The sequence below is a fragment of the Centipeda infelix ATCC 43532 genome, assembly GCF_000234095.1.
Classification (GTDB): domain Bacteria; phylum Bacillota; class Negativicutes; order Selenomonadales; family Selenomonadaceae; genus Centipeda; species Centipeda infelix.
This window is the reverse complement of record NZ_JH376798.1, coordinates 12,494-30,113: the sequence shown is the minus strand read 5'-3', so window position 1 is coordinate 30,113 and position 17,620 is coordinate 12,494. Positions and strand designations below refer to the sequence as shown.

The window sequence follows — 17,620 nt, the reverse complement described above, 5'->3', positions numbered from 1 at the left end:
TCATCATGAGAGTAAATGTCTATATCTTTGTGAAAAAATTTTTTGTGAATTTTATTTTAGGTTGAAAAGTGAGCAATATTCATATTTTGTGATAAAAGTCACGCATGCGTGTCATTGAACGTCGGCAGCCGAACCAGAGGAGGACTGCCATGACAAAGAAGCTGACATTGTACGCGCTGTAGACGATGTGCATGGAGTGGATGCCGACGATGTCCCACGCATAGCACCATGCGACGCGGAACACGCAGTAGGCGGCGAACGCGGTCATCATGGGATAGAGGGTATCGCCGAGACCGCGAAGCGCGCCGATATAGATCTGATTGATGCCGTAGAGGAAGTAAAACGGGAACGTATAGTAAACAGCATCGAGCGCATTCTCAATGACGGCGGGATCGTCGGTAAAGAGGGTGACAAGCGTCGGCGCGGCAAGACCTGCAGCGAGCGCCATGCCCATCGCTCCGCCCGCCGCGATTCGAAGACTCACACGCAGGCCTGCACGAACGCGTATGAGGTCATGTGCACCGACGTTCTGCCCGATGAAGCTCGTGAGTGCAATGCCGAACGCAAAGAGGGGGTAGTAGAGGAAGCCCTCGATGCGTGCGTAGACGGTCATGCCCGCCATCGCTGCATAACCGAACGAGTTGATGTAGGTCTGGATGACAAGGGATGAAATGCTCATAAAGACCGCTTGCAGTCCCGCCGGAATGCTCGTGCCGAGAATGGGCAGGAGATGGCGTGGGGTGAAAAAGGGGCGATGCAGACGCAGCTGCCAAGCTCCGCGCAGATAAAGGAGCTTGTGTAGGGCGAGGAGCGCAGAGACGTACTGCGCCGCGACGGTTGCCATCGCCGCGCCCGCGATGCCGCAGGGAATGACGAAGAGGAGGAGTACGTCGAGGACGATGTTGAGTATGACGGCAGCGGCGAGATAGTGCAGCGCACTCGTCGTGTTGCCAAGGGCACGCAGGATGGCACTCGCCGTGTTGTAGAGGAGCTGTGCGAGTATACCGCCGAGTGCGATGCGCAGATAGAGGCTTGCCTGCGGGATGAGCTCAGCAGGGGTGGAGAGTGCGGTGAGCAGCTGCTCGGTCAGCAGGATGCCTGCCGCTGTAAAGAGTACGGCAAATGCAAGGACGGTGACGAAGATGCTCTGTACGAGCGCGCTCAGACGTGCGTACTGTTTTTCCCCGTAGAGATGCGAGACAAGCACACTGAGCCCTGCCGAGAATCCGATGAAGAAGTTGACGATGACGGAGAGTATGAGGCTCGCCGTACCGACCGCTGCCAGAGCCTCTGCGCCGAGTGCCTGTCCGACGAGGGCGGTGTCTGCGATGGTGTAGAACTGTTGGAGCAGCTGCGAGAGCAGAATCGGCAGCATGAAGATGAGCAGCTGACGCACAATCGCGCCGCGCGTAAAGTCCTGCTGATCCGCGCTGTGAAAGAGCAGAACGTGCAGATGATGCAGGTTGTGATGCAGAAAGTCATAGGTGAGCGGGTTGCGTATGCCGTAGATGCGCTCGCGGCGTTTGAGGACGCGGAGCTTGCTGAGAATGTTATCCATAATGAGATATTTTATCACATGGGAGTATATATGCAAACAAAAAACGGAGCTATTGTACGAAGTTAGAAAACTTCGTGCAATAGCCCCGTGTCATTATGTCAGCGCTATCGCTGCAAGCGCCCCTTCCACCGCTTACGCGGTCCCCCTCCCCCGTGTCGAGCGGTCAACGTCATCCAATCACACTTCGCTTATGCTTGTGTTCTTGGGACGTTTTCCCATACGACCTGTTTCCCAATCAGCTTCGTCCTATGGACTTGCTTCTTGGACAGGTCAGCAACAGGGGAGGCTAGGATTATGGCATATTAGCTTCCCCCGTCAGAGCGGGGGAGCGGTCAACGTCATCCAATCGCACGTCGCTAACGCTCGTGTTCTTGGGACGTTTTCCCATACGACCTGTTTCCCGATCAGCTACCCCCTTTGGGCTTGCTTCTCGGACAGGTCAGTAAGTGGCGAGCGCAGCGAGTCGATAGGGGCGTTCGTGCAACAGTCCCGCGCTGTTGCCTCATTTCTCAGAATGCAGGGATGATTGCCCCCTTGTATTTCTCGTTGATGAACTTCTTGACCGCCTCGGAGTGGAGCGCCTTCATGAGTGCCTGGATCTCGGGGCGGCTCTCATCGCCCTGACGGACGACAAGGATGTTGACGTACGGGGAGGTCTTGTCCTCCATGAAGAGGGCATCGCGCGTCGGCACGAGATCTGCCTGCATTGCCCAGTTCGTATTGATGACGGAGATGTCCACATCGTCGAGCGTGCGCGGCAGCTGCGGAGCCTCGATCTCCTTGAACTGGAGCTTCTTCGGATTGTCGACGACATCCTGTACGGTCGCAGCAGCGCCGACACCGTTCTTCAGCTTTAGCAGTCCTGCGTGCTCGAGGAGGAGCAGGGCGCGGCCGCCGTTCGTCGGGTCGCTCGGGATGGAGACCTGTGCGCCATCCTTGACCTCATTGATGTTCTTGATCTTGTGCGAGTAGATGCCCATCGGCTCGACGTGGACACCGAGGACGTTCGCGAGCTTCAGCTCGGGATGCTCGGTGACAAAGTTCTTGAGATACGGCTCATGCTGGAAGAAGTTCGCGTCGATTTCCTTGTCATTCGTCGCGAGGTTCGGCTGGACGTAGTCGTTGAACTCGACGATCTCAAGCTTGATGCCTTCCTTTGCAAGCTCGGGCTTTACGATCTCGAGGATTTCGGCGTGCGGTACGGGAGATGCGCCGACCTTGACGACCTTCTCCGACTTTGCGCCGGCATTGTCCGCACTGCCGCCGCAGCCGACGAGGGCGAGCGTTGTGAGTGCGAGTACGAGCGTGAGTAATTTCTTCATAAAAACCTCCTTAGAAATCATCTTTTATTTAGCCGTGCGGCAAGGCTGTTGCCCGCAAACTGCACGAGCTGGACGAGAACGATGAGGATGACGACGGTCGCGATCATGATGTCGGGGCGGAATCTCTGATAGCCATAGCGAATAGCGAGGTCGCCAAGGCCGCCGCCGCCAATGGCTCCTGCCATTGCCGACTCGCCGACGAGGGCGATGATGACGGTCGTGAGCTGGCTCACGATGCCGGGCATGGACTCTGGCAGCAGAACGCGCGTGATGATCTGCATTGGAGTCGCGCCCATCGCGAGTGCCGCCTCAATGAGACCGTGCGGCACTTCGCGCAGCGATGTTTCTACCTGCCGCCCAATGAAGGGGACGGAGGCGATGACGAGCGGCACCATCGCCGCCGTCGTACCGATGGCAGAGCCGACGATGAGTCGGGTGAGCGGGATGATCGCCACCATCAGGATGATAAACGGGATGGAACGCACGGCATTTACCACTGCGCCGACCGTACGGTTCACCATCGGTGCGTCGAGAATTTCTCCCTTGCCCGTGACGTGCAGGAGCACGCCGAGCGGTACGCCGATGGCGGTCGAGATTGCCATGCTGACGATCACCATGTAGATGGTTTCGCCCAACGCCTTAGTCAGCAGGGGCATCATTTCGGCGGACATAGCCGATCACCTCCTGTTTCAAATGCTGTGCGGACAGATATGAAATCGCCGCCTCGATCTCCCTGCGCTCGCCGCGTATGCCAATAATCATGCGGCCGAACGGGAGATCCTTCATCTGGTCAAGCGTGCCGAAGAGCATTGTGACCTCGATGTCAGGGAAGCGGCGGATCATATCGGCGAGCACGGGATCGTCCGCACGCTCGCCGAGGAAGGTCAGGCGCAGCAGCATATAACTGTCGGGGGACGGTTCTTTCGTGATGGGGTTGCCGCGAAATGCGGTCGGCAGCTCGTTCGAGAGCAGAACGCTGATGAACTCCTTCGTGATCGGCTCGCGCGGTGCGGTGAACACATCCACCACATCGCCCTCCTCAGCAATGACACCGCCGTCAATCACGGCGACGCGGTCACAGATATCCTTGATGACCTGCATCTCATGTGTGATGACGACCACCGTCAGACCCATGCGGCGGTTGATGTCGCGGATGAGTGTAAGGATGGACTTCGTCGTCTGCGGATCGAGCGCCGAGGTTGCCTCATCGCACAGCAGCACCTTCGGATCGCTCGCGAGTGCACGCGCGATGCCGACGCGCTGCTTCTGCCCGCCCGAGAGGTGGCTCGGATAGTTGTCCGCCTTGTCGGCGAGCCCAACGAGGGCGAGCAGCTCCGTAACCTTTGGTTTGATTTCGCTTGCAGATTTGCCTGCGAGCTTCAGTGGAAATGCGACGTTGTCGTAGACGGTCGCGGAGGACAGCAGGTTGAAGTGCTGGAAGATCATGCCGATGTGGCGGCGTTCCTCGCGCAGCTCGCTCTCGCTCATTTTCATCAGGTCGCGTCCGTCTATGAGCACCTCGCCGCTCGTCGGACGCTCAAGCATATTGATGCAGCGGATGAGCGTGGACTTGCCCGCGCCCGAGAGCCCAATGATGCCATAGATCGTGCCGCGCTCAATGGAGAGGTTGATCCCGCGCAGCGCGTGGATGTCTCCCTCGTATGTCTTTACAATATTCTTTAGGTGTATCATTTTATGTAGCCTTCCTTTGGCTGAGATTCTGGTTAAACGTAGCACACACGCGATTTTTTGTCAATATTTCCAACCACAGTGCGTGATAAATGGCATTAGATTCTCCCTATGAATAAATAAAAAAGATTCTGTTGTCACCGAGCATAATCTTCGCTATAATATGGTCAGACCATATCAGAATACTCTCCTCCGTGAGAAAAGATGTTGCTAATGAGAATCGTTTGCGATATAATAGTATATCGGACGAGTTTTCAGGCGTACTCATGCTGCGCCTTGGCATGGAGGGGATATTACGATGCGTTGTCCAGATTTTGAGCATCTGCTCGGCTATCACGCTGCACCCCTGCTTGCGGGTCTGACGGCAGGAAGTCTCCTGTCCTTTCAAAAGAGCCGCTTTCAGGATTTTGACGCGCTGCTTGCGTCCTATGAGCCCTGTTTTTCTTGTAAGGGAATCTCGACGTTCCGTGTCGCGGAGGGCGAGGAGTATGTCCTCATTCTCTTCTATCGTACGGAGCTCGTCGCGCGCGCACTCGCCGTGCCTGCGGCGCAGGATATCCTGTGCGAGGCAGGCTACCGCATTACAGACAGTATGGAGGAGCGTCTCGAGTTCCTGCGTCTCCGTATGCGTGTACGCAAGACGCTGCCGCCGGAGGTCGGGCTCTTCCTCGGCTATCCGCCGGAGGATGTGCGCGGATTCATCACGCGGCGCGGGCAGGACTTTGTTTACAGCGGATACTGGAAGGTCTACACGAACGAGGCCGAGGCACGCGCGCTCTTTGAGCAGTACTCGGTCTGCACGCAGGAGTTCTGTACGCGGCTGGAGGCGGGGCGTCCCCTTGCCGAGTTGGTGCAGGCAGTATAGGGAGAGAAGATCTCTCGGGTTTTCTATGAGGAGGATTTCACATGGCAAAGGTAGCAGTTGTGTACTGGTCCGGCACGGGCAACACGCAGAAGATGGCAGAGGCTGTCGTCGAGGGCGCACAGGGTGCGGGTGCTGACGTTGAGTGCTTTGAGGTAGACAGCTTCACCGTGGATCAGATCGACGGCTATGACGGGCTTGCACTCGGCTGCCCCTCGATGGGTGCCGAGGAGCTTGAGGAGGGCTCGTATGAGCCGTTCTTCGCAGCGGCGGTCGAGAGCGGCAAGCTCTCCGGCAAGCCGGTTGTGCTCTTCGGTTCGTGGGGCTGGGGCGCAGGTGCGTGGATGGAGACATGGTCCGAGCGCACGAAGGAAGCCGGTGCAAATCTCGTTGACACGTTCATCGTCGAGAACGAGCCGGACGATGAGGGGCTCGAGGGCAGTAAGAACCTCGGCGCGGCTCTCGTCGGCGCGTGCTGATATGCACTGTGTAATTGCTTGATTGAAAAGGGTCGCTTTATGTGAGGCGGCTCTTTTTCTATGTATCGAAACATTTGTTAGCAGGAATTTCAGGGGTACAGAGAGAAAATATACAGATATGTGTCTGCTGTAATTTTACTTCGAGCGTTGGATTGAGATAGAGGGAAAGGGCTGATATCTATGGAGACTGAGGTAGCAGCTTCCGCTGTACAGGCGGTGGGCTTCATTCACCCCGTCATGGCGGACGTGATGACAATACTCTCGTTTGTTCTCGTTGTCGCCGCTGTTGCGATTGCTGCCGTTGCGACCCACTATGCGTGGAGACAAACGGGCGGCACGGTCGATGTCATCGAGGGGCATGTCTCGTGGCTGCGCACGGAGGCGGAACGCCTCGCGGCGGAGATTCAGGCATCTGTCACGAAGGACAGTCAGACCGCTGAGGAAGTGGCAAAGCTCAAGGAACAGGTCGGTTTGCTCGAAAACCGTATTTTGCAGGTCGAGGAACAGGCGAAACAGTTCGCTGCGGATCTCGAGGAGCTAAAATCGCGCGCCGCCGCACCGGCACCTGAGCCGGAACCTGAGCCTACGCCGGAGCCAGAGCCGGAGCCGGAACCAGAGGAGGAAGAGATCGACCTCGATGCACTGCTTGAGAGCAAGCCGATCTGGCAGGATCTCCTCGATGACTACCATGCCATGCGCGAGACCTTCTCGCCCGAGCGTGGCGCAGAACTTTGCCAGCCGCTCATCGACAAGTATTCTCTGCATCTCCTCATCTGTTCTGATCACGCCGCTGTCGAGAACGGTAAGGCGATGCCGAAGTTCGAGACGGTGGAGGATGTCAACGAGGCGACGTTCTGGGCGTACGACATTCCGGGACAGCCGAACGACATCGCTGTCATCCCGAGCCCCATGTTCCCGTACGATCAGAAACTGCACGAGGAAGCGGGCATGAAGGAAACCTTCGCCGCGCGTTACGAGGTGGGCAAGAGCTATGATAAAATTACCGTCGATATGCCCGCACTCTTCTCTCTGCATAAGGATAAGTGGCACATCGAGCAGCCGGGACTTCTGAAGCTCGAGGAGTGAGTACTGGTGTGAAATGGAAAGAGCCGCATCGAGATGTGATCTCGGTGCGGCTCTTTTGCGTGCGATATGCACGGTTGCCATTCATTTATAGTTGTTATACCGATGCAATTCCATGGGAGAGTCGCCGTACTTTATCCTTTTCTCTTTTCTGTTATTTTTTCTTCTTGTTGCTCGTGTCTTTGAGACAAGCTTCCAAAAGGATCTGGCTCACGAGGATGTCGGTATTTGCGGGGGCGATGGCGGCACCATCTGTGAGGGCTTTCCATGCGCCCGCGTAGTCCTTTGTGTGGATGAGGGCGACGGCGAGTGCACTGTAGCTGTCCGCGTTCTGTGGGGCGCGGCGGACGGCATCGCGCAAGGCTGCAGCTGCTTTTACAGGATTGTTCTCCGCGAGGAGTGCGAGCCCGTAGTTGTGGAGGGCGGCGGCATCGTCGGGGGCGACTTTCAGATAGACTTCGTAGGCGCGGCGAGCTTCCTTGATGTTCCCTGCGCCCGTATGGGCGAGTGCAATGCCGAGGTAGGGCTCGCTGCGCTTCGTGTTGCGTTTCTGTGCGGCGGTGAAGTCGGCAAGTGCCTCGGCGTAGGCTGAACGATGCAGATAGACGAGCCCGCGATAGATGTAGTTGTCGGCATCGCCCGCCTGCATGATGTGTGCGTTCGCGGCACGCAGGGAAGCATCGGAGCCGTCGGGCTGACGTGCGCGGTCACGGATGATGATGATCTCCTGCCCGTAGTTCTTGCCGGGGACTGCCCAGACACCGTTGAGCTGTGTCCAGCGTGTGAGCTGTCCGTAGATGTCGGGACGATTCGTACGGATGAGGTCGTAGCGCGGGTCGGCGATGGGGCTGCGCGGCAGCTCTTTGCGGCTGTAGGCAAGGAGGTGCTGGATGTGGGCACGCGCTCCCGTGCGGATGTTGGGGAAGGACAGCCCCTTTGCACCGTTTCCGGTTGCGCCAAGCCCACAGAAATTATTTTGTCTCCAGTCGACATCGCCGCCGTACGCAAAGAAGCCCGTTTCCTTGAATGCCTGTGCGAGCGCGAGATCGGGGCGCACGCCCTCGTGCTCCGCCTCCTCGTAGTAGGCATGGACGAGTTCCTCGGGGGTGCCCGTGAGCTTTGGCTTCGGGTTGCGGCGCAGGAGGTAGGCGAGCATCTGCTCCTCGGTTGCCGCTGCCTCGCCCATGATGGTGATTTCTGTCGGCTCTGCGGTGGGCATTGGGAGGATGTCGAGGTTCGCTTTCGGTACGGCGAAGTGCAGCCCTGCGGCAAGTTTTGCATCCACGGTCATCCCCTGTGGAATCGTGGCGGGAAATGCGGGACGCGGGATGCTCGGCGCGGGTTCGGTTTGTGCCGCATACGCAGGGGCGGCACAGAGAAAGACGGCAACGGCAAGTACGGCAGAGAACTTTTTGCAGAACACAGGCATTTTCCTTTCGGTGAAAGATGTTCATCTGTGCAGTGCAAGCTCCACGCGAACACCTCGTTACGCAAGTGATCGTGCGCTTGTACGCTTAAATACCGTCGGACTTCTTAAACGCGCTTCGCTTGAACGAAAGAAATCCGACGGGGCGTACCGCGCTCTTTACTCACTTGCTCCACTAGGGTTCGCTTAGAAGTCTTGCACTGTACCGAGCATAATTGCGGAATATCACTTCGTCCCGTAGAGCATGCCGATGCCGCGCATCATGAAGCGCACAGGCGGCGGCATGGGGATGTTTCGCTCGGTGTTCGGGAGATAGGCGATGTCGGCGATGCCCTTCTCCTGCAGGTAGGCGACGAACTCATCCATGTTGCCGTACATATCCTTGTTTCCAAACGTATCGTGGAGGGCGAACGCGCCGCCCTTTTTCAGCACGCGCAAAGCCTCCTCCACGAGCATGAATTTATCCTTTTGCGTTCGTACTTCGTGAAAGACAAAGTTGCTGACAACAGCGTCGAAATGATTGTCGGGGAAGTCGAGTTTTGCTGCGTCGCCGTGCTGAAATGTGCAGCGATCTGCGACACCCTCGGCGGCAGCGTTTGCCTCGCACTGCGCCTGTCCGTAGTTCCACATCGGCGGCCAGTAGTCGATGCCCTGCATCTCGGCGAGCGGGAAGCGTTTCGCCGCCGCAATGCTCAGTGCGCCCGAGCCGCAGCCGACCTCGAGCATTCGTCCCAGTCCGTCCCACGGGAGCTGATCGAGCAGGTAGGTGTGAATGCGGCGCATGAGTCCGCCGCCTTCGAAGGAGAAGACATAGCGGCAGTAGTACATATAGAGGACGACGACGGTCGCGACGAAGGAGAGGATGGCAAGGATGAAGAAGGGCGCGGTCACACGGTCGTAAATGAGCGCATAGAGCGTAGTGAGTACGTAGAGCCCCCCCGCGATTGCTGCGAGGGTTTTCATCATCGGGGTCGAGATCCAGTTGCCGTAGTTCGTTTTCATAGTTCAGTCTCCTTATTCAGTCCTGCAATCACTTCGTCGACCTCGCGGTTGACCTCCGCACGCAACTCTTTGAGTACGGGAGCGAATGCTGCCTCCTTCACACCGTAGGTGCGCTGCAAATCGTATTCGAGCGGCAGCCATGTGTGAGGATCGCCCTCGTTGTGCGTGATGACTGCCTCCATGCGGTCGAGTGCCTTGACGATTTTCGCTTCCTCGGTCTCCATCGCATCCATCTCGGTGAATAGGGAACGTACCTCTGCCGCATAGGGCGCGGGAAGTGCATCAATCCATTCGTCACGCAGTTCGTGTTCCCGTGCGCGGTCAGCATCCGTCTTTTCAAACGTCGGGATGTCACCTGTAAAGACCTCGCCTGCATCGTGCAGGAGTGTCATGAGGAGAACACGTGTGAGGTCGGCGGTGGGAAAGGCGTCACGCAGAAAGTATGCCATCAGCGCCATCCGCCAGCTGTGCTCGGCGACACTTTCCTGCCGTCCCGATGTCATCCACGCATGGCGCGTGCGCTCCTTGAGTCCGGCAATGCAGTGAACAATGGCAAGATACTCCTTTGGCGACATAGCTGCTCCCTTCGTATGGTTGAGAAATCGTTTCTATTATAGCACAGGTGTAACACAAGTGAAATGCACCTGAAATGAAAGTGTTTCCCATTGCCCTTGTCAACACGTCGCGCATATAGTATAGTAGATTCCTATAGGAGGAATGTGTGTGAGACAGAAAATGGGCGTGCTCGGTCCCGTGGGGACGCACAGCGAGGCGGCGGCACGCTATCTCATGGAGTGGCAGAGCCTTGACCGTGAGATCGTATGCTTCGGCGACATCAGCGAGTGCCTGCATGCGGTGGAGATGGGCGTGGTGGACGCTGCGTTCGTGCCCGTGGAGAATTCGCTTGAGGGGGCGATCGCGGTGACGCTCGATGCGCTTGCACGCTCGGATACGCTGCGCGTGCGGCGCGAGGTGATCTGGCCCGTGCACAACTATCTGATGGCGCGCGCAAAGGATGCAGAGATCCGCGTGGTCTACTCACACGCGCAGCCCCTCGCACAGTGCCGCGACTTCCTCCTGCGTCACTGCCCGCAGGCGGAGCTCATCAAGACGGCGAGCACGGCGCGCGCGGCGGAGATCGTCGGCGCATCGCTCGCGGATGCGGGGGCGGCGGCAATCTGCACGCGCCGTGCAGGTGCGCTGAACGGTCTGGTCGAAATCGCGGGCAGGATCGAGGATCGCGGCTCGAACTGCACACGCTTCTTTGAGGTTGTGCGCGACGGCATGCTCCCGCCGCCTGCAGAGGAGCCCGATACGGTGCTTCTCGTCTGTCAGATTGACGGTACGCGGCCGGGGGCACTCTACGATGTGCTCGGCGAATTTGCGCATCGCGCGGTGAACCTCACACGCATCGAGTCACGCCCCGCGCGGACGGAACTCGGCGCGTATATGTTCTTTTTCGATCTCGACGCGCACAGCGATGCGGATGCCATACGCGATGCCATCGATGCCGTCGCAGAGAAGAGCGTCTGGCTGAAGGTGCTCGGTGTTTTCCCCGTACACACGGCACGCAATGAATAGTAAGGAGCGATATAAATGGTTGTTATTATGAACTCGGATGCCTCGCAGGAGGATATTGAAAACGTCATCCGCGCCATTGAGGAGCAGGGGCTTGAGGCGAAGGTCATGGAGGGCGCGCGGCAGAAGATCGTCGGCGTGATCGGCGACAAGACAAAGCTCGCGGCGACTCCGCTCGATGCGATGCACGGCGTTGAGACGACCGTTGCCATCTCCAAGAGCTACAAGCTCGCGAGCCGTGAGTTCCATCCCGCCCCGACGGTCATCGACGTGCGCGGCGTAAAGATTGGCGACGGGACCCCTGTAGTCATGGCGGGCCCCTGCGCCGTCGAGTCGCGCGAACAGCTGCTCGCGACGGCAGAGATTATCAAGGCGGGCGGCGCACAGTTCATCCGCGGCGGCGCGTACAAGCCGCGCACCTCGCCCTACGCATTCCAAGGGCTTGAGGAGGAGGGGCTGAAATACCTCGCCGAAGCGCGCGAAAAGACAGGGCTCGCCGTTGTGACCGAGGTCACGGTGGTCGAGGCAGTGGATACGGTCGCCGCCTATGCTGATCTCCTCCAGATCGGTGCACGCAATATGCAGAACTTTGGTCTCCTGCGTGCGGTCGGGCGTGCGGGCAAGCCTGTTATGCTCAAGCGCGGACTTGCGGCGACGATTGACGAGTGGCTGAACGCGGCAGAGTACATCATGAACGAGGGGAACCCGAACGTCATCCTCTGCGAGCGCGGCATCCGTACCTATGAGACGTACACGCGCAACACGTTCGACATCAGTGCGATTGCGGCGATCAAGCATCTCTCGCATCTGCCGATCATTGCCGATCCGAGCCACGGCACGGGTAAGTGGCGCATGATTAAGCCGATGTCGCTTGCCTCCATCGCAGCGGGCGCGGACGGGCTCATCATCGAGGTGCATCCGAACCCTGCTCGCGCTCTCTCCGACGGTCCGCAGTCGCTCACGCCCGAGAACTATCGTGATCTCATGGCAAGCGTGCAGAAGCTCAGCCGCTTCATGGCGGAGGAGAAGATCGCGCCGATGGTGATGGAGTAAGCCGTTCCTTACAATGTATTGTACTGTGCCCCGCCCCACTTTGTGGTGCGGGGCTTTTGTGCTTCCTTCAACCAAACATATAACATTAAAAATTGACTTTTAACACTCAAAAAGTTAGAATGGAAGAAAAGAGTTAAAAAGGAAAGGGGGAGAGATTGTGCTGCGAGAAGAATTGGGGTTGGAGATACGCTATGCTTCGTGGGAAAAGGCTAAGAAACTGCCGTTATTTCTACGTGCGAATTATCAATTTTATCGCGCCGAGATCGAATCATCCTCTTGTATTTTAATCGAGCCGGAGAGCACCCTAGTCAGTGTAACCACACTAAGAAAGCATATAGCGCAGGTAGAGTTGTTCGCACAGCTTCCTGTTGTACTCGTATTCGATCGTATATCCGAGTCGCGCAGAGGTGCACTGATAAAATATAAAATTCCCTTTATTGTCAGAGGGAAAATGAGTTATTTGCCCTTTATCGGAACCTACATGGTGCCGGGAGAGCGATTGCAGCCTGTAAATCACTTTCTTCTGGCGACACAGATCACGTTTTTTTATTGTTTATACGTTTCTGCACAGAGAGTTCCGCAAGCAGTATTGTCTGATTGGCTTCCTTTTTCGGCGATGACGATGAGCCGTGTCGCGAAACAGTTGGTGGAGTCGAAACTCTTTCGTCGCCATAGAGAGGGATTGCGCGTTATCTTGCGTAGAACTGATGAGCCGAATGTCCTGTTCGAGCGGGCACATGTGTTTTTGCGCTCTCCGGTACACTCCATCGGCTATGCAGATCGTACGGTGCTGACACCTGATTTTTTCCTTGCAGGTGAGTCGGCGCTATCAGAATACAGTTGGCTGAATCCACCCTCATGTGATATCTATGCTGTTTATCGTAGAGATTGTCCGATCGAGCTGCAGGAGGAACTCGTTGATGAGGAGCGTCAGGTGCGCGTGGAGCTGTGGCGATATGCTCCACATATCCTCAGCAGAGATGGCTGTGTAGACCCGCTGTCACTTGCACTGTCACTGCGGGAGAATACGGATGAGCGAGTCGATCAGGCAATCGAGGAGATGTTGGACGACGTTTGGGAGGGACGGTATGATTCCGGGACTTTTGACATTTGAGCAACATTTTCGCATGGTTAGAGAACAGTATGTCATCATTGGGGGAACTGCGTGTGACTTGCTTATTCACGAGCAGGGTGGTGATTTCCGTGCAACAAAGGATCTCGATATGGTCTTGATCGTCGAAACGATGACATCGAATTTCGGGGAGACGTTCTGGGCGTTTATTCGTGAGGCGGGGTATGAGACGTGGTGCAGATCGGATAAAACACCGCAATACTATCGTTTTATGAATCCAAAATATGACCAATATCCTAAGATCATCGAGTTGTTCTCACGACAGCCGGATTACATCACACCAAGATCGGATATACACTTGGCTCCGATTCACGTCGATGATGACATATCCAGTCTGTCTGCCATTCTGCTGAATGATGTATACTATGAGTTCCTGCGATCAGGGATCGTTTCTTCCAGTGTGGGGGTTCCCGTCTTGGATATCCCTTATCTTATCGCATTTAAGGTCAAGGCATGGCTTGATAATCGTGAGAGAATGTCACAGGGGGAAGATGTGCATCGTAATGATATAAGCAAACATAAGAACGATGTGCTTCGTTTGGTTTCCTATGTGCAGCCTGATATTACTACACCTGTTCCAACAGAGATTTACACGGATATAGATCACTTTTGCAACGCGATGGAAAATGAAGAGATCAATTTCAAACAGCTTGGACTGGGAAATGTGAGCAAAGAAGAGGTTTTGCAAGCAATCAGAGAGAGTTTTACGATGGGATGACGTGATTCTTCGCATATGAAAAAGCGCGATCGCATGAACTCTGACCTGCATCATGCAATCGCGCTTTTGTAGCACTTGCTTGTTATAAATAAAATACGATCCTCAAACCTCTGCAATCACTTCGATCTCGCAGAGGGCTCCTGCGGGCAGGGCCTTTGCTGCGACGCAGGAGCGGGCGGGCTTCCCTGTGAAGTGGCGTGCGTAGACCTCGTTGAATGCGGCAAAGTCCGCCATGTCCGCGAGGAAGCAGGTGGTCTTGACGACGCGCGTGAGGTCGGTGCCGGCGGCGGCGAGGACGGCTCTGAGGTTCGCGCAGACCTGCGCCGCCTGTCCCTCGACGGTATCCGAGGTGATCTTTCCTGCGGCGGGGTCGATGCCGATCTGACCCGAGGTATAGACGAGGCTGCCGACGCGCATCGCCTGACTGTATGGACCGAGGGCGGCGGGGGCGTGATCGCTGTGAATCGTTTCCATTGTAGTCTCCTTTTCATAAAAAAGGAAGCCGTTTCACAAACAAGCGGCTTCCTTTCGTCATTTTTGAGTCGTGTTTAATGGATCGTCGTGACGCGGACGGCAACGGAGCCGCCCTCGTTGTAGGTCATGCCCGCGACCATGACGACCTTGTCGCCCTCCTTGACGTAGCCGTGCGAGAGTGCGCCGCGCGTGCAGGACTCGATCATGTCCTCGACACCAGTCCACTTGCGTCCCTGCATGGGGTAGACACCCCAGCGCAGGTTGATGTGACGCGCAATCATCGGGCTTGGTGCGTAGGCGACGATCATCGCCTTCGGGCGGTACTTCGATACCACGCGCGTCGTGTAGCCGGACTGGGTCGGTGTCAGAATAGCGGCGGCACTCGTCTCATAGGCGAGCTGTACCGTTGCGTGAGAGACGGCGTCCGTCACGGAGGAACGCTCGCGAATGCTGCGTGCACGGATGATCGTGTCGTACTCGAGCGACTGCTCCATGCGCAGGGCGATTGTGCTCATCGTCTTGACCGCCTCGACGGGATAGTCGCCGCTTGCCGTCTCGCCGGAGAGCATGATCGCGTCCGCGCCGTCGAAGATCGCGTTGCCGACATCCGAGACCTCCGCACGGGTCGGGCGTGGATTCGTTGTCATGGATTCAAGCATCTGCGTCGCGACAATGACGGGCTTGCCGACCGCGTTGCACTTGCGGATGATCTCCTTCTGGATGACCGGCACATCCTCCGCCGGCACCTCAACGCCGAGATCGCCGCGTGCGACCATGATGCCGTCCGAGACCGCGAGAATCTCGTCAAAGTTATTGACCCCCGCGAGGTTTTCGATCTTCGGGATGATCTCCATGTGACCGCCGTACTTTGCGATCAGATGGCGGATCTCCTCCACGTCCGCCGGACGCTGGATGAAGGATGCCGCAACGAAGTCCATATCGTTCTGGATGCCGAAGATGATGTCGCGCTCGTCCTGTTCGGAGATCGCGGGCAGTCCCAACTCGACACCCGGTGCCGCCACACGTTTGCGCGTCGACATCGGTCCTGAGTTCTGGATCGTCGTCACGATGTCCTTGCCGCGAATCTCATCGACCACGAGTCCGACGAGACCGTCCGAGAGGAGCAGCGTGTCGCCTGGTTTTACCTCGTTGTAGAGGTTCTTGTGGTTGACACTGACGTGCGTCTCATCGCCCGGCGTATCCTCGTAGGTCAGCGTGAACTGCTTGCCCTTTTCAAGCTGTACCTTGCCGTCAGCAAACTCACCAAGGCGCATCTCAGGACCCTTCGTGTCGAGGATGAGCGAAATGACCTTGCCCGACCGCTCTGCCGCTGCACGTACCTTGTTGATGCGTTCGAGGTGCTCCTCGTGTGTACCATGGGAGAAGTTGAAGCGTGCGCAGTTCATTCCGCTCTCGATGAGCGCGTCAACAATTCCCTCCGGATCCGTTGCCGGACCCTGTGTGCAGATAATTTTTGTCTTTTTCAGCATATCATGTCCCCCGCTTTTAGGAATCACTGATAAGGTGCTTCCCTTGTTCCTGAAACTTACTACTACTGTCATTTTACACTCTTTTTAGAGAGAAGTAAAGAAAGCAGGATATAAAAGTACCTGAATGATTCTCCTTATGAAAGAATACAGGAATGCAATTTGACAAATCTTCGTTCTTTCCATTATGATGTTGCTTATTCTTTTGGAAAGGATGGTTTCTATGGATTTTCTCAACTCTATGGTCGGCTCGATCAATGATTTTCTGTGGACTTATATCATCATCGTTGTGCTTGTGGGCTGCGGTCTGTGGTTCACAATCTCGACCGGATTTATTCAGCTGCGTGCGCTGCCCGAGATGGTGCGGCTGCTCGCGGGGGAGCTCGGTCGCCGCCCAAGCGGACGCAAGGCGATCTCCTCGTTTCAGGCGTTCTGTGTCAGTACCGCCTCGCGCGTCGGTGTCGGCAATATCGCGGGCGTTGCGATCGCCATTGTGACGGGTGGTCCCGGTGCTGTGTTCTGGATGTGGGTCATCGCCTTCATTGGGACAGCGACGGGCTTTGTCGAGAGCACGCTCGCCCAGATCTACAAGATTCCTCGTGGACACGGCCTCTTTCACGGCGGACCTGCGTACTACATTCAGAACGCCCTTGGGCAGCCTGCGGTCGCCAAACTCTTTGCCGTGCTTATCTCGGTCACGTTCGGTCTGATCTATGTCTCCGTGCAGGCGAATACGATTGCGATCTCGATGGAGAAGGCATTCGGCGTTGATACCTACCTCATGGGCGGTGTGCTCGCCGTACTCGCGGGAGTGGTCATCTTCGGCGGCATCCATCGTGTCGCATCGTTCTCTGCACTGCTCGTGCCGATCATGGCGGGCATCTATCTCTTCATTGCACTCATCATCATTCTCATGCACATTGACCAAGTGCCTGCGATGTTCGTGCTCATCCTGCATGATGCGTTCAGCCCACAGGCGGCTGTTGGCGGTGGCATCGGCACGGCGATCCTCACGGGCATCCGCCGCGGGCTGTTCTCGAACGAGGCGGGCGAGGGCTCGATCCCGAATGCGGCGGCGACGGCGAACGTCACACACCCCGTCAAGCAAGGACTTGTGCAGGCGTTCGGCGTCTACGTCGATACATGGATTGTCTGCTCGGCGTCGGCGTTTATCGTCCTCCTCACGGGTCAGTACACCATTGGCGGTGACACGACGGGCATCGCACTCGCGCAGGATTCGCTCGCAAGCGTCTTCGGCCCGTGGGCATCCAGCCTTCTCGCCGTGCTCATCTTCCTCTTTGCGTTCAGCTCCGTTGTCGGCAACTACTACTACGGCGAGATCAATATACACTTTCTCGGCGGAAATACAGGGCGTACGCTGTTCCTCTATCGGCTTGGTGTCGTTGTGATGGTGTTCTTCGGCTGCATCGCAGCACTGGGACTTGTGTGGAACCTTGCCGACCTTTTCATGGCGATGATCTGCCTTACAAACCTCTATGCTATCGCGCGCCTCGCTCCCCTTGCACGCATTGCGCTCACCGACTACTTTGTGCAGAAGGCAGCGGGGAAGAATCCTGTTTTTGATCCCTCCATCATGCCCGATCAGCATGGTATCGTTGGGTGGGGTGAGGAGCAGTTCAAGCCGCAAAGACACTGAGGCGTTGCCGATCAGACAAAGTCTGGCGGAAAGACGCAGACGTTGTCTTGTTAATGAGATAAATAGGACCTATGACATGGGCTGTTGCACGAAGACTGAA

At 56.8% G+C, this 17,620-nt stretch carries 17 protein-coding genes; 8 read left to right on the top strand and 9 right to left on the bottom strand.

The window, feature by feature from the left end:
• Positions 1-79: 79 nt before the first annotated feature.
• The 4 genes from HMPREF9334_RS03410 to HMPREF9334_RS03395 form a co-directional block, all read right to left on the bottom strand.
• On the bottom strand, positions 80-1,558 hold the full coding sequence (locus HMPREF9334_RS03410; protein ID WP_006692101.1) for an MATE family efflux transporter: 1,479 nt from the start codon (positions 1,556-1,558) through the stop codon (positions 80-82).
• Positions 1,559-2,067: 509 nt separating this feature from the next.
• Positions 2,068-2,880, bottom strand: coding sequence for a MetQ/NlpA family ABC transporter substrate-binding protein (locus HMPREF9334_RS03405; protein WP_006692100.1), 813 nt, complete (start codon positions 2,878-2,880; stop codon positions 2,068-2,070).
• 17 nt (positions 2,881-2,897) lie between these two features.
• A complete protein-coding gene (locus HMPREF9334_RS03400) occupies positions 2,898-3,551 on the bottom strand; it encodes a methionine ABC transporter permease (protein ID WP_006692099.1) in 654 nt (217 codons plus the stop codon).
• Entirely contained in the window at positions 3,520-4,572 is a 1,053-nt protein-coding gene (locus HMPREF9334_RS03395; protein WP_006692098.1) for a methionine ABC transporter ATP-binding protein, read from the bottom strand. The genes HMPREF9334_RS03400 and HMPREF9334_RS03395 overlap by 32 nt, the downstream gene beginning before the upstream one ends.
• A gap of 295 nt (positions 4,573-4,867) precedes the next feature.
• Here HMPREF9334_RS03395 and HMPREF9334_RS03390 point away from each other — a divergent pair, with 295 nt between their 5' ends.
• The 3 genes from HMPREF9334_RS03390 (at position 4,868) to HMPREF9334_RS03380 (ending at position 6,996) form a co-directional block, all read left to right on the top strand.
• Complete coding sequence (locus tag HMPREF9334_RS03390; RefSeq protein ID WP_006692097.1) at positions 4,868-5,434, top strand: DUF3793 family protein; 567 nt, start codon at positions 4,868-4,870, stop codon at positions 5,432-5,434.
• Between the two features lie 41 nt (positions 5,435-5,475).
• A complete protein-coding gene (locus HMPREF9334_RS03385; protein WP_006692096.1) occupies positions 5,476-5,910 on the top strand; it encodes a flavodoxin in 435 nt (144 codons plus the stop codon).
• A gap of 180 nt (positions 5,911-6,090) precedes the next feature.
• Positions 6,091-6,996, top strand: a complete 906-nt coding sequence (locus HMPREF9334_RS03380) for a hypothetical protein (protein WP_006692095.1) — start codon at positions 6,091-6,093, stop codon at positions 6,994-6,996.
• A 151-nt stretch (positions 6,997-7,147) separates the two neighbouring features.
• Here the strand turns inward: HMPREF9334_RS03380 and HMPREF9334_RS03375 are convergent, their stop codons facing one another.
• The 3 genes from HMPREF9334_RS03375 to HMPREF9334_RS03365 form a co-directional block, all read right to left on the bottom strand.
• Positions 7,148-8,422, bottom strand: coding sequence for a glucosaminidase domain-containing protein (locus tag HMPREF9334_RS03375; protein WP_006692094.1), 1,275 nt, complete (start codon positions 8,420-8,422; stop codon positions 7,148-7,150).
• A gap of 222 nt (positions 8,423-8,644) precedes the next feature.
• Entirely contained in the window at positions 8,645-9,421 is a 777-nt protein-coding gene (locus HMPREF9334_RS03370; RefSeq protein ID WP_006692093.1) for a class I SAM-dependent methyltransferase, read from the bottom strand.
• Entirely contained in the window at positions 9,418-9,996 is a 579-nt protein-coding gene (locus tag HMPREF9334_RS03365; RefSeq protein WP_006692092.1) for an HD domain-containing protein, read from the bottom strand. The genes HMPREF9334_RS03370 and HMPREF9334_RS03365 overlap by 4 nt, the downstream gene beginning before the upstream one ends.
• Positions 9,997-10,144: 148 nt before the next feature.
• On the opposite strand from HMPREF9334_RS03365, the gene pheA reads away from it, so the two are divergent.
• The 4 genes from pheA (at position 10,145) to HMPREF9334_RS03345 (ending at position 13,902) form a co-directional block, all read left to right on the top strand.
• A complete protein-coding gene (gene pheA / locus HMPREF9334_RS03360; RefSeq protein ID WP_039957258.1) occupies positions 10,145-11,002 on the top strand; it encodes a prephenate dehydratase in 858 nt (285 codons plus the stop codon).
• Between the two features lie 15 nt (positions 11,003-11,017).
• Positions 11,018-12,052, top strand: coding sequence for a 3-deoxy-7-phosphoheptulonate synthase (gene aroF / locus HMPREF9334_RS03355; RefSeq protein ID WP_006692090.1), 1,035 nt, complete (start codon positions 11,018-11,020; stop codon positions 12,050-12,052).
• Between the two features lie 157 nt (positions 12,053-12,209).
• The gene (locus HMPREF9334_RS03350) at positions 12,210-13,166 is read left to right on the top strand and encodes a hypothetical protein (RefSeq protein ID WP_006692089.1); all 957 of its coding nucleotides are present in this window, start codon (positions 12,210-12,212) and stop codon (positions 13,164-13,166) included.
• Positions 13,141-13,902: a nucleotidyl transferase AbiEii/AbiGii toxin family protein gene (locus HMPREF9334_RS03345; protein WP_006692088.1), complete on the top strand. Its 762-nt coding sequence runs from the start codon at positions 13,141-13,143 to the stop codon at positions 13,900-13,902. Before HMPREF9334_RS03350 ends, HMPREF9334_RS03345 begins: the two co-directional genes overlap by 26 nt.
• Positions 13,903-14,004: 102 nt before the next feature.
• On the opposite strand, the gene HMPREF9334_RS03340 is transcribed toward HMPREF9334_RS03345, so the two are convergent.
• Both HMPREF9334_RS03340 and pyk read right to left on the bottom strand, forming a co-directional pair.
• On the bottom strand, positions 14,005-14,376 hold the full coding sequence (locus HMPREF9334_RS03340; RefSeq protein ID WP_006692087.1) for a RidA family protein: 372 nt from the start codon (positions 14,374-14,376) through the stop codon (positions 14,005-14,007).
• Between the two features lie 74 nt (positions 14,377-14,450).
• Positions 14,451-15,866 (bottom strand): pyruvate kinase, encoded by a 1,416-nt coding sequence (gene pyk, locus HMPREF9334_RS03335; protein ID WP_006692086.1) that lies wholly within the window; start codon positions 15,864-15,866, stop codon positions 14,451-14,453.
• Between the two features lie 220 nt (positions 15,867-16,086).
• On the opposite strand from pyk, the gene HMPREF9334_RS03330 reads away from it, so the two are divergent.
• Entirely contained in the window at positions 16,087-17,520 is a 1,434-nt protein-coding gene (locus tag HMPREF9334_RS03330; RefSeq protein WP_006692085.1) for an alanine/glycine:cation symporter family protein, read from the top strand.
• Positions 17,521-17,620 lie beyond the last annotated feature (100 nt).

Coding starts and splice junctions, on each gene's coding strand:
- HMPREF9334_RS03410 (WP_006692101.1), bottom strand. CDS start 1,558: ATGGATAACATTCTCAGCAAGCTCCGCGTCCTCAAACGCCGCGAGCGC.
- HMPREF9334_RS03405 (WP_006692100.1), bottom strand. CDS start 2,880: ATGAAGAAATTACTCACGCTCGTACTCGCACTCACAACGCTCGCCCTC.
- HMPREF9334_RS03400 (WP_006692099.1), bottom strand. CDS start 3,551: ATGTCCGCCGAAATGATGCCCCTGCTGACTAAGGCGTTGGGCGAAACC.
- HMPREF9334_RS03395 (WP_006692098.1), bottom strand. CDS start 4,572: ATGATACACCTAAAGAATATTGTAAAGACATACGAGGGAGACATCCAC.
- HMPREF9334_RS03390 (WP_006692097.1), top strand. CDS start 4,868: ATGCGTTGTCCAGATTTTGAGCATCTGCTCGGCTATCACGCTGCACCC.
- HMPREF9334_RS03385 (WP_006692096.1), top strand. CDS start 5,476: ATGGCAAAGGTAGCAGTTGTGTACTGGTCCGGCACGGGCAACACGCAG.
- HMPREF9334_RS03380 (WP_006692095.1), top strand. CDS start 6,091: ATGGAGACTGAGGTAGCAGCTTCCGCTGTACAGGCGGTGGGCTTCATT.
- HMPREF9334_RS03375 (WP_006692094.1), bottom strand. CDS start 8,422: ATGCCTGTGTTCTGCAAAAAGTTCTCTGCCGTACTTGCCGTTGCCGTC.
- HMPREF9334_RS03370 (WP_006692093.1), bottom strand. CDS start 9,421: ATGAAAACGAACTACGGCAACTGGATCTCGACCCCGATGATGAAAACC.
- HMPREF9334_RS03365 (WP_006692092.1), bottom strand. CDS start 9,996: ATGTCGCCAAAGGAGTATCTTGCCATTGTTCACTGCATTGCCGGACTC.
- aroF (WP_006692090.1), top strand. CDS start 11,018: ATGGTTGTTATTATGAACTCGGATGCCTCGCAGGAGGATATTGAAAAC.
- HMPREF9334_RS03345 (WP_006692088.1), top strand. CDS start 13,141: ATGATTCCGGGACTTTTGACATTTGAGCAACATTTTCGCATGGTTAGA.
- HMPREF9334_RS03340 (WP_006692087.1), bottom strand. CDS start 14,376: ATGGAAACGATTCACAGCGATCACGCCCCCGCCGCCCTCGGTCCATAC.
- pyk (WP_006692086.1), bottom strand. CDS start 15,866: ATGCTGAAAAAGACAAAAATTATCTGCACACAGGGTCCGGCAACGGAT.
- HMPREF9334_RS03330 (WP_006692085.1), top strand. CDS start 16,087: ATGGATTTTCTCAACTCTATGGTCGGCTCGATCAATGATTTTCTGTGG.